The organism is Phyllobacterium calauticae, from assembly GCF_019991125.1.
GTDB lineage: Bacteria > Pseudomonadota > Alphaproteobacteria > Rhizobiales > Rhizobiaceae > Phyllobacterium > Phyllobacterium calauticae.
On the sequence record NZ_JAGENB010000013.1, the window covers coordinates 1 to 12,057 of the forward strand.

12 protein-coding genes are annotated in these 12,057 nt (G+C 59.6%); 5 read left to right on the forward strand and 7 right to left on the reverse strand.

All coding sequences use genetic code 11. The features are described 5' to 3' along the window. Positions 1–168 precede the first annotated feature (168 nt). The 4 genes from J1W56_RS24655 to J1W56_RS24670 form a co-directional block, all read right to left on the reverse strand. Positions 169–987, reverse strand: a complete 819-nt coding sequence (locus tag J1W56_RS24655) for an endonuclease III domain-containing protein (protein ID WP_223615930.1) — start codon at positions 985–987, stop codon at positions 169–171. Continuing rightward, positions 968–1,942 carry a WD40 repeat domain-containing protein gene (locus J1W56_RS24660; protein WP_223615931.1) on the reverse strand — a complete coding sequence of 325 codons (975 nt, stop codon included), beginning with the start codon at positions 1,940–1,942 and terminating at the stop codon, positions 968–970. The genes J1W56_RS24655 and J1W56_RS24660 overlap by 20 nt, the downstream gene beginning before the upstream one ends. Beyond that, a complete protein-coding gene (locus J1W56_RS24665; RefSeq protein ID WP_223615932.1) occupies positions 1,942–3,048 on the reverse strand; it encodes a CobW family GTP-binding protein in 1,107 nt (368 codons plus the stop codon). Before J1W56_RS24665 ends, J1W56_RS24660 begins: the two co-directional genes overlap by 1 nt. A gap of 109 nt (positions 3,049–3,157) precedes the next feature. Beyond that, on the reverse strand, positions 3,158–3,943 hold the full coding sequence (locus J1W56_RS24670; protein ID WP_223615933.1) for a creatininase family protein: 786 nt from the start codon (positions 3,941–3,943) through the stop codon (positions 3,158–3,160). 300 nt (positions 3,944–4,243) lie between these two features. Between J1W56_RS24670 and J1W56_RS24675 the strand changes: the two genes are divergently transcribed. The 4 genes from J1W56_RS24675 (at position 4,244) to J1W56_RS24690 (ending at position 7,437) form a co-directional block, all read left to right on the forward strand. Continuing rightward, positions 4,244–4,735, forward strand: a complete 492-nt coding sequence (locus tag J1W56_RS24675; protein ID WP_223615934.1) for a MarR family winged helix-turn-helix transcriptional regulator — start codon at positions 4,244–4,246, stop codon at positions 4,733–4,735. An 89-nt stretch (positions 4,736–4,824) separates the two neighbouring features. Beyond that, the gene (locus J1W56_RS24680) at positions 4,825–5,718 is read left to right on the forward strand and encodes a DMT family transporter (protein ID WP_223615935.1); all 894 of its coding nucleotides are present in this window, start codon (positions 4,825–4,827) and stop codon (positions 5,716–5,718) included. Positions 5,719–5,875: 157 nt separating this feature from the next. Beyond that, positions 5,876–6,895: a LacI family DNA-binding transcriptional regulator gene (locus tag J1W56_RS24685; protein ID WP_223615936.1), complete on the forward strand. Its 1,020-nt coding sequence runs from the start codon at positions 5,876–5,878 to the stop codon at positions 6,893–6,895. A 98-nt stretch (positions 6,896–6,993) separates the two neighbouring features. Beyond that, positions 6,994–7,437: a hypothetical protein gene (locus tag J1W56_RS24690; protein WP_223615937.1), complete on the forward strand. Its 444-nt coding sequence runs from the start codon at positions 6,994–6,996 to the stop codon at positions 7,435–7,437. 6 nt (positions 7,438–7,443) lie between these two features. On the opposite strand, the gene J1W56_RS24695 is transcribed toward J1W56_RS24690, so the two are convergent. Then, positions 7,444–8,214: a gamma-glutamyl-gamma-aminobutyrate hydrolase family protein gene (locus J1W56_RS24695; RefSeq protein WP_223615938.1), complete on the reverse strand. Its 771-nt coding sequence runs from the start codon at positions 8,212–8,214 to the stop codon at positions 7,444–7,446. A gap of 259 nt (positions 8,215–8,473) precedes the next feature. Here J1W56_RS24695 and J1W56_RS24700 point away from each other — a divergent pair, with 259 nt between their 5' ends. Then, positions 8,474–9,580, forward strand: a complete 1,107-nt coding sequence (locus J1W56_RS24700) for a TRAP transporter substrate-binding protein (RefSeq protein ID WP_223615939.1) — start codon at positions 8,474–8,476, stop codon at positions 9,578–9,580. A 61-nt stretch (positions 9,581–9,641) separates the two neighbouring features. Here J1W56_RS24700 and J1W56_RS24705 read toward each other — a convergent pair whose 3' ends face one another. Then, the gene (locus J1W56_RS24705) at positions 9,642–11,405 is read right to left on the reverse strand and encodes a TRAP transporter large permease (RefSeq protein ID WP_223615940.1); all 1,764 of its coding nucleotides are present in this window, start codon (positions 11,403–11,405) and stop codon (positions 9,642–9,644) included. Then, positions 11,398–11,979, reverse strand: a complete 582-nt coding sequence (locus tag J1W56_RS24710; protein WP_223615941.1) for a TRAP transporter small permease subunit — start codon at positions 11,977–11,979, stop codon at positions 11,398–11,400. The genes J1W56_RS24705 and J1W56_RS24710 overlap by 8 nt, the downstream gene beginning before the upstream one ends. Positions 11,980–12,057: the final 78 nt, after the last annotated feature.

Genomic DNA, 12,057 nt, shown 5'->3' on the forward strand with positions numbered 1-12,057 from the left:
CAGCTTCTCACATAGCGCACATCCTCAGGCTCACAACCTGAAGGGTGAGCGGTCGTCCGGGCAAAGCCCGGGAAAACAGTCCAGTGGACTGTTTTAAGACCCGAACGGGCAAAGCCTGTCCCCGCAACCAACCAAAACAACCTTCCAACATAGCGCACATCCTCAGGATCATAACCCAGAGCCTGAGCGCGGCCGCCCAAAGCCCCGGAAAGCGGCATAAGGGCATGCATCCTGTAAAGGACAGCCATGACATCGGGGTGTCCCCGAAACGCAAAATTCCTGTGCCAGCCGCTTTACCAGCACATGATGCTGTTCTGTATCCGCGGCGAGCCACGCGTCTGGTACCAGACGTTGAATGGCGCGTATTGCAGCTGCAGCATTGGCCCGCATATCCCCATGAACAAGTTGGAAGCGCAACGCAAAGCGTAGGTAATGGGTGTCGATCACCAATGCGCGCATCTGCAGTTCACTGAAATTTAGGACGCATGCGCTGATTTTTGGCCCCACGCCGCGCAAGCTTTGAAGCCACGTCAGTGCTTGTTCCACTGCCATACTGCGTAATGATTCCAGATCCAGTGCACCACATTTCCGGATAATGGCCTGAAGAGCTTCGGGAATGTAGGCTGCGTATGTCCTTGCAAAAGTGATCTCGCGAATACAGCCATAGACATCTTCGGGATCAGCGTAAGCCAGAACTTGGGGCGTTTCAAACTTCCTTTGCAGATTATGATAAGCTCTTAACGACACATAATCACGAGTGCGGCTCCCCAGCATCGCCATAACAAGCATCTCTATGGGCGAAAATCTTAACCCGGCAGCGGGGCTTCCATAATGTGCTTTCAAGCGATTATGGATAATATCAAGCTGGTTCGGAGTTCCAAAATCCAAACTATGCTGCATGATTGAATTATAGAACAAAACGCGAACAAACCAACTGATAATCACGAAGCGAAAAGTGATCGACTTTTTAAGCCGTGATATCGACAACCCCGCAGTCGCCGCTCTCGCTGCCGAACACCAGGCGGTGCCCGCTTCTGTCCCAGTCCATGGACGAAACCGCGCCCTTGCCGGGGCGGCGCAGCAGCACTTCCTTCTGATCGCCGAAGCGTCCGACGAGGATCATGCCGTCGGCATAGCCGATGGCGACGATATCCTCGACCGGATGACAGGCCACTGCCGTCACCGCGCTGTCGCCGCGGGTTCCCAGCTCCAGTGGAGCCTTGCCCATCGGGCCGTCCTTGCCGGAAAACGGCCAGACGACCGTTGCCGGGGCGCCCGAAGTCGCCAGCCATTTGCCCTTCGGGCTCCATGACCAGCTTTTGACCTTGTTGGGATAACCGGTCATGCGCATGTGGCGGTTGTCTTCCAGGCGCCAGCCATGCAGGGCATTTTCCTGCATGGAGGTAACGAGAAAACGGTTGTCGGGTGAGAAGGTTACCGAGACATGGGCACCCTTCCATTCAAGTTCGGTCGGCGTGCCGTTGGTCGCCGGCCAATGCAGTGTCACGCCATTGTAGCGCGCGACCGCCAGCCGCATGCCCTTGGGCGCAAAGGCAAGCCCTTCGACGCTGCGTTCATGGGTGAATTCACGCACCGATCCGTCGGGTGCACGCACCCAGGCAGTCTTTCCCGATGCATAGGCCACCGCGCCATTCGGTGCCGCCGCCAGCGCCGTCATCCACTTGCGCGGTATCCTGCTGAGTTCGGTGACTTCGCCATTCAGACCGATTGAGCAGACGCGGCCATCCTCGCCACTTGTAAGCAATGACTTACCATCGACGGATGGTACGGCGCAAAGCAGGCCGTCATGGGCTTCCACGGTCTTGTGGCCATTGTCGAGCCGATGCACGCTACCGTCGGCAAGCGCGAAGAACGGGACATCCTGGATGAAGCGCGCGTCAACGCAATGGCCGGCGAGGTCTAGCGGGGCAATGGTCGGCATCAGGCAAGGCAGCTTTCAAGTCCGGATTTCAGCGCATCATGGTCGAGTTCACGGCCGATGAAGACAAGGCGGCTCTCGCGCTTCTCGTTGTCTTTCCACGCGCGCTGATGATCGCCCTCGATAATCATATGGACGCCCTGGATGACATAGCGCTCGTGATCGTTCCGGAAGGCAAGAATGCCCTTGAGACGCAGGATATTCGGGCCCTGTTCCTGGGTGATCTTCTGCACCCACGGGAAGAACTTGTCGGGATTGAGCTCGCCGACGCGCAAGGAGACCGAGACGACCGTGGTGTCATGAATCGGCGATGCATGATCATGGTGGTGATGCCCATGGTCATGATCGTGATGATGATGCGCGTGATCGTGATCGTGATCATGATCGCAATCGGGCCCGCAGGCATGATCGGGGTGATCGTGGTCGAGGAAATGCGGATCGTTTTCCAACGCGCGCGTCAGGTCGAAAGCGCCGCGGTCAAGCACCCGCGTCAGGTCAATGTCGGCGCGCTCGGTCCGGTGGATGACGGCATAGGGGTTGATGGCGCGCACCGTGGCTTCGACGGCGGCGAGTTCCTCCGGCGTGACCAGGTCGGTCTTGTTGAGCAGAACAACGTCGGCAAAGGCAATCTGGTCTTCCGCCTCGCGGCTGTCCTTCAGGCGCAGCGGCAGGTGCTTGGCGTCGACGAGCGCCACGACGGCATCCAGCATGGTCTTGCTGCGCACATCGTCATCCATGAAGAAGGTCTGGGCGACAGGGACGGGATCGGCAAGGCCGGTTGTTTCGACGATGATGGCATCGAAACGGCCGGGACGGCGCATCAGGCCCTCGACCACGCGGATCAGGTCGCCGCGCACGGTGCAGCAGATGCAGCCATTGTTCATTTCGTAGATTTCTTCGTCGGATTCGACGATCAGATCATTGTCGATGCCGATCTCGCCGAACTCATTGACGATGACCGCATAACGTTTGCCGTGATCTTCGCTGAGAATGCGGTTGAGCAGCGTCGTCTTGCCGGAGCCGAGATAGCCGGTGAGCACGGTGACGGGGATCTGGGGGATGCGCGCCGCATCCGGCGCAACACTGGTGGTCGTTTGAGCTTCACTCATCGTGTGCCTCTTTGAATGGATGAACACAGGATATAGGTGATCGCCGCCGCTTTTGCTACATCAACTGTATTCAATTGCATGAATGGTTTGTTCAACCGGATTGAGCCTGTCAAGGCCGCAAAACCGAAACGTCGAAGCGGTCGACATCCTCGAGCAGTTCAATGATGCCTCGCACACTGTGCGCAATGATCTGTTCGCCCGCTTCTGCGGTGGCGCGGGCGGCATTGCCGGCAACGCCCAGCCGGTTGAGATCCGACATCATCCAGCCAAAGGCATGCGGGCCGTAGGCGCGCAGGTGCTTGTAGTCCCGGATATAGGCGCGTTGGTTCGAATCGAAGTCCCGCGCCTTTGTCATATCAACTGTTTCCGGGTAGAGCGCCAGCATCACCGATGTTTCGATAAAGCCGCCATGAATGTCGAGCGCCTTGTCTTCCGGCGAAATCAAGCCATCCGGCAAACCAAACCGTGTCCAGCTTGTTGCCACGGCAAGCATATTGCAATGCACGCGCAGTTCCGTCGCGACGATGGTCATCAGCGGCGCATTGCCGCCATGGGCGTTGAGGATCACCAGTTTGGACTGGCCACGGCCGGCAACCTGCCTGCCGATGTCGATCCAGCGGCGGACAGCCGCATCGAAGGCGAGGGTCTTCGTACCGTCCACATCCATATGCTCGATGGAGTAGCCGACGGGTTCAACCGGCAGGATGTCGACGGCAATTGCGGGGGGAAGCGCCCGTTTCAGCCGTTCCGTCAACCCTTGCGCGATCAGCGTGTCGGTGTCGAAGGGCAGATGCGGGCCATGCTGCTCGTGGGCACCAAGCGGAAGAAGGGCAATCGTTCTGGCGGAAGAAGCGGGCATGGGGCACTCACGTGGTTTGACGGACCCTGTTAGCATAATTGTCGCGATGCCACGAGGATAGGCGCCGGAGGCCGGATTTTTACAGGCTTATTTCAAGCGCAACAGCAATTCGTCGGCAAATTTCATCAGAATGTCATATAAGAATTGTAACGCGGATTCATCGGGGGGATTGGACTTATGGTGCGGAGCTGAATGTCGGGGCGCCAAGATCTGTTTTCCATACAATTGCGGACTGCGCAGCGCCGATATTCTTCGCCTGATAATTGCCATTTACCAAAAAGAGCTAGCCGCCTTATCATCAACCGGACAATGGGTTCATAGCGAGCAGGAATTTGAATGGTCAAGGAACGCAAGCCTCTCATCCTTCATCGTCTGCAATCAACCGCTCGCTTGACGCGAACGGCACTGGCAACCCGGCTGCTGGCCCATGGTTTCTACGCCGGGCAGGATGCCGTCATGTTGCAACTGGCCCATGAAGACGGCCTTTCGCCGAGCGTTCTGGCAAAACGCCTGGGTGTCCGGCCGCCGACGATCACCAAAACCATCTCCCGGCTGCAAACACAGGGTTTCGTCAAGAAGGAAGGGTCGGCGACCGATCAGCGCCAGGCCCATATCTTTTTGACCGATACCGGCAATGAGGCGATCCGGGCGATCGAAAAATCCATCCGCAAGACCGAGAAGGATGCGATGAAGGGCTTCGACAAAAAAGAGCGCAAAGCCCTGATCAAAATGCTGCAGCGGCTGGAGATCAATTTGTCGGCTGCCGAACTGCTGCGCCAGACGGGCTCGGAGGACGATCACGAGGAGGACGAGGGGGAAGAAGAGTAATTTTCTCGTCGCTCGTGGTGATTTACCGTTACAAATGATGTGAAATTGCTAACATGACGGCACGTCCCGCCGTCTGATTGGTTAGCTCCTTGCCTGTACCCGCTCCTTCCTCCCAGGAAGCCGTTCCTGCTGCCGCAATTCTTTATATCTTTGCGGCGGGCATCCTGTTTTCCTGCCTGGATTCGAGCGCCAAATATCTGGTTCTCCAGGGTATTCCGCCCGCATTCATTTCGTGGATGCGGTTTGCCGAGCATACGGTGCTGGTTTTCATCTTCTTTCGCGGCTGGACCAATCCGGCGCTGTTCAGGGTCAAGAGCATCCGCTTTCAGCTGCTGCGCGGCCTGTGCCTGTTCGGTTCCACCTATTTCAATTTCTATGCGCTGCAGACCATGCAGCTGGGCGAGACGATCACGATCACCTTCGCCGCGCCGATGGTCATTGCCGCCCTGGCAGGACCATTGCTGGGGGAATGGGCCGGCTGGCGCCGCTGGGCGGCGATCATCGTGGCATTCATCGGTGTGCTGATCATTGCGCGGCCCGGCTTCGGAACGCTCAATCCCGGCTTGCCCTATTCGATACTGGCCATGCTCAGCTATTCGCTCTACGTGCTGCTGACCCGCCGCATGGCTTCCACCGAATCACCGGAAAGCCTGATCTTTTTTTCCGCGTTGGCGCCTGCCGTCCTGATTTCGCCCGCCATCACCCAAGCCGTGATGCCGCAGACATGGTTCCAGATTGCGCTTCTGCTCATGCTCGGTTTCTTCGGCGGGGTAGGGCACTATCTGATCATTCTGGCCTACCGGCGCGCGACCACGGCTGCGCTTGCGCCCTATCCGTTTCTGCAGATCGTCTGGATGCTCGCGTTCGGATATGTGTTTTTCGGCCAGTTTCCCGATGTTTACACGCTTGTTGGCGCGGTTATCGTCATTGGCAGCGGGCTTTACGTCGTGCATCGCGAACACCGGTTGCGGCGGCGGTCCTGATCGCAGTCCGCATCCGTACGTCACCGGTTCAATTGCTGCTTTGCGGGGCCCGGGCGGCGAAAGGGCTTTGATTTATCGGGTTGCAGTGGCATAACGCCAGAGAATGACAATGTACTTGTCCGGGTACATGTCTGGCTAGACGGCGGGGAGGCGGTTTTTGGCGCAAAAGATCAAACTATCGACAATTGCCGACGCGCTGAAAGTGTCCACGGCAACCGTGTCGCTTGCGTTGCGCGACAGTCCGCTTGTCGCCGATCAGACCCGCGAAAAGATCAAGGAACACGCGCGCGCCATCGGTTATATCTACAACCGCCGGGCGGCCAGCCTGCGCACGTCGCGCTCGGGCATTGTCGGTGTGGTGGTTCACGACATCATGAACCCGTTCTTTGCCGAAATTTTGCGGGCAATCGAAGGAGAACTCGATCGCTCCGGCCAGACCTTCATCCTGTCGAACCATTACGATCAGCTCGACAAGCAGCGCACCTTCATCGAGACCGTTCTGCAATTGGGCGGTGACGGCGTCATCATGTCGCCGGCCATCGGCACCCCGGCCGAAGATATCCGCATGGCGGAAGACAATGGTCTGCCCGTCGTCCTGATTGCACGTACGGTCAAGGATGCCAACGTGCCCGTGTTCCGGGGGGATGATTCCTACGGTATCAGCCTGGCCACGAATCATCTGATTTCACTCGGGCACACGCGGATTGCCATGGTCGGCGGCACCGACCAGACGTCGACGGGCCGCGACCGCTACGAAGGTTATCTTCTGGCGATGCAGAAGGCCGGCCTTGAGGTCAAGCCGGAATGGCGCATTCCCGGGCCGCGCACCAAACAGGCCGGTTTTGATGCCGCGCCGCAGTTTCTGGCGCTGAAGGATCATCCGACGGCGGCCGTCTGCTGGAATGATCTGGCGGCCATCGGCATGATGAACGGCATTGCCCGTGCCGGGCTGGTGCCCGGCGTGGATATTTCCGTGACCGGTTATGACGACCTGGAAGAAGCGGCGATTGCCACGCCGGCGCTGACGACCGTATGGAACGGCCAGCGCGAGGTCGGCCAGCGCGCCGCGCGCGCCTTGCTCGACCAGCTCAACGGGGCGGATACCCACGCACGGCAGGAGCTGATCAAGCCGGAACTGCGCATCCGGCAGTCCACATCCAAACCCAAGGAACGGTAAGCCCGCTTCACAGCCACGTTTTCAACAGGCGGCTTAAAGCTTGATTAAGGCTGTTTGCCTAAGGTCGCTCCAGGCCAGTAATCCCCGGGGAGATCGTCGTGAAGCTGAGTTTGCCTGCCGGGATTGGCCTTGCCGCCTTTTTCGCCGCCGTTGCGGTGCTTGGGAATTTTTTGTCGTCCGCCAGCGCGCCGTCCGTGCAGGTCGATCCGACGACGACCGCTTCCATCGGACTGACAGATTTCGACCGGCCCGCCTTTCTCATCAGCAGCCCGGGAGGCGCGGCAAAGTGCAAGATATTCCCGCAAGGCAACGGCATTGCAGGGCATGACACGCTGCGCGTCGCCAAGGGGTGTGCGGCGCTGTATGCGCCTCTGGCCGACGCAACGGAGTGGCGCAACAATCAGGACGGAACCATCGCTCTTGCGGATCAGTCCGGGAAAACCATCGTTGAATTCAGCCCCGGCGATGGACGGGCCTATGTCAGCGTTGCGCCGCGTTCCGTCCTGCTCTCGCTGTCGGCGAGCGGGCTGAATCTGTTCTAGCCGGGATTATTCTGCCGCCTGAAGCCTTTCACGGGCGGCCTTGTGCGCCCGGGCGGCATCACCGAAAGCGGCAAAAATCTTGCGCGACGGGCTGTCGCTTTTCACCCAATATTCCGGATGCCATTGCACGCCGACAGCAAAACCGCGGGCGTTTTTGACCGACACGGCCTCGATGGTGCCATCCTCCGCCACCGCTTCGATATCCAGCTGGGCCGCCGGCTTGTCGATGGCCTGCCGGTGCACGGAATTGACCTGAACCGTATCCGCCTGCATGACATTGGCGAGGCACGAGCCCGGCTTGATGCGCACGGGATGGCGGATGGCAAAACGCTCCGCCTGCTGCTCGGATTGCGGCGCCCGGTGATCCATGCGGCCATCCAGTTCCTGTATCTCGGTGGCGAGCGTGCCGCCAAGCGCGACGTTCAGCTCCTGAATGCCGCGGCAAATGGCGAGCAGCGGAACACCGCGCTCGATGGCGCGCCGGATCAGGGGCAATGAGGTCGCGTCGCGGGCGGGATCGTAGGGCTCGTGTGCTTCGGTGGGCTCGACGCCGTAGAGTGCGGGATGGACATTGGATTTGGAGCCTGTGACCAGAACCCCGTCCACGCCGTCAAGAATGGCATCGATATCGAGGCCTTCGCCGAAAGACGGGACAATCAGGGGGATGACGCCCGCTGCCTCGTAGGCAGCCTTCAGATACTGATCGGGCGCTGCGTGCCACGTGTAATTTTCAAAGGCGCGAACGTCTGATGTGATGGCGACGAGTGGCTGCCGCATGGGGATGCTCCATAAACAAATCTTGATAGAATGTAGTGCAGTTCGGGGGTGTTTCCAATGGGTCCGGCCCTGAGAGCCTTTCGGCCGCAAAGACGGCTTTTCTGTGAGGTTTTCCCGGATTTTCGCCGGCTTTGCACCGCGCCCCGTTTGTGTTTTCAGCGACTGGACTTGAAGAGTCGAGTGTGTATGGTGGTCGGCGGACCGGGAGAAATGGACTGTTTGTCCGGGGGGTCTGAACCGAAATACTGGAGGAGAGTATATGGATCGTCGTTCATTCATCAGGAATGCCGGATATGCCAGCGCGGGGGCGGCTGCGGCTACCACGCTGGCCGCGCCGGCAATCGCGCAGTCGATGCCGAAGATCACGTGGCGCTGTGCGTCGTCATTTCCAAAATCACTCGACACGATCTATGGCGGTGCCGAGGTTCTGTCGAAATACCTGAAAGAAGCCACGGACGGCAATTTCGTCATCCAGCCCTTCGCGGCCGGCGAAGTTGTTCCGGGATTGCAGGCTGCCGATGCGGCCGCAGCGGGTACTGTCGAACTGTGCCACACCGTTGCCTATTATTACTGGGGCAAGGACCCCACCTGGGCTCTGGGTGCAGCCGTACCCTTCGCGCTCAATGCCCGCGGCATGAATGCCTGGCAGTATCAGGGTGGCGGCATTGACCTGATGAACGAGTTCTTCAACAAGCAGGGCCTGCAAGCCTATCCGGGCGGCAATACCGGCGTGCAGATGGGCGGCTGGTTCCGCAAGGAAATCAAGACCGTCGAGGATTTGAAGGGCCTCAAGATGCGCGTCGGCGGTTTTGCCGGCAAGGTGCTGGAAAAGCTGGGTGTCGTGCCGCAGCAGATCGCCGGCGGTGACATCTATCCATCGCTCGAAAAGGGCACGATCGATGCCGCCGAATGGGTTGGCCCCTATGACGATGAAAAGCTCGGCTTCCAGAAGGTGGCGCCCTATTATTATTATCCCGGCTGGTGGGAAGGCGGTCCGACGGTCAGCTTCATGGTCAACAAGCAGAAATGGGATTCGCTGCCGCCGAGCTATCAGTCGCTGTTCCGCACGGCGGCCCAGGCAACCGATGCGAACATGCTGCAGAAGTATGACTATGTGAATCCTCCGGCCATCAAGCGGCTGGTTGCCGGCGGGGCGCAGCTGCGTCCGTTCACCCCGGAAATCCTCAACGCCTGTTTCGAGGCGGCCAATACGGTCTATGCCGAAATTGAAGCGACCAATGCGCCGTTCAAGAAGATCTGGGACTCCATCAAGGCTTTCCGCAACGAGCATTTCCTTTACGCTCAGGTGGCCGAATACACCTTCGACACGTTCATGATGGTCCAGCAGCGCAACGGCAAGCTCTAAGCCAGCCGTTTTGAGCAAACAAAAGCCCGGCAGCGATGCCGGGCTTTTTCGTGTCCTGCCGTCACATTTTCGGCGGCTGGCTCAAATCCGGTGCCGCCGGTTGCGCGGGCGGCGCCGGATTGGGCGCGGGACCGCCAAGCGGCGGTGCACTGAGGTCGGTGCCCAGTCCGCCGCCAAGGCCACCACCCAAACCGCCGCCAAGCCCGCCGCCGAGATCGGAATTGGGAATCTGGATCGTCGCCGGATTGATCGTGCTGGCAGGGCCGGTGTAGTGCATGACCATTTGCGGGAACATGATCGTCAGGGCCACCATGACGATCTGGATGCCGACGAAGGGCACGGCGCCCCAATAGATCTGCCCGGTGGTGATCGGCTGGATTTTCCTGCCCGTGATCTTGTCCATATAGGGCACCTTGGCCGCCACGGAACGCAGATAGAACAGGGCAAAACCGAACGGCGGATGCATGAAGCTGGTCTGCATGTTGATGCCGAGCAGCACGCCGAACCAGATCAGGTCGATGCCGAGCTTGTCCGCGACAGGCGCAAGCAGCGGCACGATGATGAAGGCCAGCTCGAAGAAATCGAGAAAGAACGCCAGGAAAAACACGAGGATGTTGACGACGATCAGGAACCCGACCTGTCCGCCCGGCAGGGATACCAGCAGGTGCTCGACCCAGACCTGGCCGTTGACGCCGTAGAAGGTGAGGGAGAACACACGGGCTCCGAGCAGGATGAAGAGCACGAAGGATGACAGTTTGGTCGTTGACGCCAGCGCCTGATTGATCACGCTGAAACTGAGGCGACCCTTCGAGGCGGCCATGAGCAGTGCCCCGACGGCCCCCATGGCGCCGCCTTCCGTCGGCGTGGCGATGCCGAGGAAGATCGTGCCGAGCACGAGGAAGATCAGGGCGAGCGGCGGAATGAGGACGATGATCACCTGCTGCGCCAGCCGTGACATCAGGTTGAGGTGGAATGAGCGGTCTGCCAGCGCGAATGCGTAGACGGCGATGGTGCCGATGGTCGCGCCCCAGATATCCGCGTTGGTTCCCGCCACGGGTTTCAGCCAGACAATCGCGGCGTAGGCGATCGCACCGGCAAGGGCCAGGGCAACGATGAGCGATGTGACGCCCGATCCCAATGTGCGCGCCTCGATAGGAAGAGCCGGCATGGATTTCGGTTTGAAGATGGACAGGGTCAGGACATAGGCCATGTAGAGACCCGTCAGCACGAGGCCCGGGATCAGCGCGCCATGATACATGTCGCCGACGGAACGTCCGAGCTGGTCGGCGAGAACGATCAGGACGAGGGATGGCGGAATGATCTGTGCCAATGTGCCGGATGCGGCGATCACGCCGGATGCGACACGGCGGTCATAGCCGTAGCGCAGCATGATCGGCAGCGAGATCAGGCCCATGGAGATGACCGATGCCGCGACGACGCCGGTGGTGGCCGCGAGCAGGGCGCCGACGAAGATGACGGCATAGGCGAGGCCGCCGCGAATCGGACCGAACAGCTGGCCGATCGTATCGAGCAGGTCCTCGGCCATGCCGGAGCGCTCGAGGATGATGCCCATGAAGGTGAAGAACGGAATGGCAAGCAGGGTGTCGTTCGACATCACCCCCCAGAACCGTTCGGGCAGGGCGTAAAGAAACGGCCAGTCGAGGGTGATCGTGCCGTTGGAATAGGGGGCAAGCTCGACGCCAATGAAGAAAAACAGCAGCCCGTTTGCAGCAAGGGCAAAGGCGACGGGGTAGCCGATCAGCATGAAGACGATCAGCGAAACGAACATGATCGGCGCCATGTTCTGCGCAATAAATTCAATCATTGCGCGCCTCCGCCATGGCGACTTCCTGTTCCGCAATCTCTTCGAGGCTGAGAGGTGGATTGGGATCGGGGATATCGCCGCGCATCACCGCAATCTTCTTGATGATTTCCGAAATGCCCTGAATGGCCAGAAGCAGGAAGCCGACCAGCAGGATCAGCTTGCCGGGCCATTGCACCAGCCCGCCGGCGCTGGGCGAGCCTTCGCCGCTGCGATAGGACAGGCTGACATAGGGGACGAAGTAAAAGCACATGAGCAGGACGAAGGGCATCAGGAAAAACAGATGCCCGAGCAGATCGATCCAGTGCTGCACCCGGCGCGAAAAGGCGCCGTAGACGATGTCGATGCGGATATGCTCGTTCTGCTGCAGCGTATAGGCCGCGGCCAGCATGAACGCGCCGCCAAACAGGAACCATTGCAATTCCAGCCAGGCATTGGATGACTGGTTGAACACCTTGCGCACGATGGCGTTGCCGGCGCTCACCACCACGGCCAGGAAAATCAGCCAGGCGACGTTGCGGCCAATAAATTCGTTGAAGCGGTCAATGGCTCTCGATACGGCAAGCAAAGCCGACATGCAGTTCCTCCCCCTCAGTCCGGCAACCCTCCGTTGCCGGGAAAAGCGCCCGGACAGCCCTTGGCCGCTCGTCAAAAC

Excerpts from the sequence above, each read along its gene's own strand:
- J1W56_RS24660 (WP_223615931.1), bottom strand. The coding sequence starts at position 1,942 with ATGCCGACCATTGCCCCGCTAGACCTCGCCGGCCATTGCGTTGACGCG.
- J1W56_RS24665 (WP_223615932.1), bottom strand. The coding sequence starts at position 3,048 with ATGAGTGAAGCTCAAACGACCACCAGTGTTGCGCCGGATGCGGCGCGC.
- J1W56_RS24670 (WP_223615933.1), bottom strand. The coding sequence starts at position 3,943 with ATGCTAACAGGGTCCGTCAAACCACGTGAGTGCCCCATGCCCGCTTCT.
- J1W56_RS24675 (WP_223615934.1), top strand. The coding sequence starts at position 4,244 with ATGGTCAAGGAACGCAAGCCTCTCATCCTTCATCGTCTGCAATCAACC.
- J1W56_RS24695 (WP_223615938.1), bottom strand. The coding sequence starts at position 8,214 with ATGCGGCAGCCACTCGTCGCCATCACATCAGACGTTCGCGCCTTTGAA.
- J1W56_RS24700 (WP_223615939.1), top strand. The coding sequence starts at position 8,474 with ATGGATCGTCGTTCATTCATCAGGAATGCCGGATATGCCAGCGCGGGG.
- J1W56_RS24705 (WP_223615940.1), bottom strand. The coding sequence starts at position 11,405 with ATGATTGAATTTATTGCGCAGAACATGGCGCCGATCATGTTCGTTTCG.
- J1W56_RS24710 (WP_223615941.1), bottom strand. The coding sequence starts at position 11,979 with ATGTCGGCTTTGCTTGCCGTATCGAGAGCCATTGACCGCTTCAACGAA.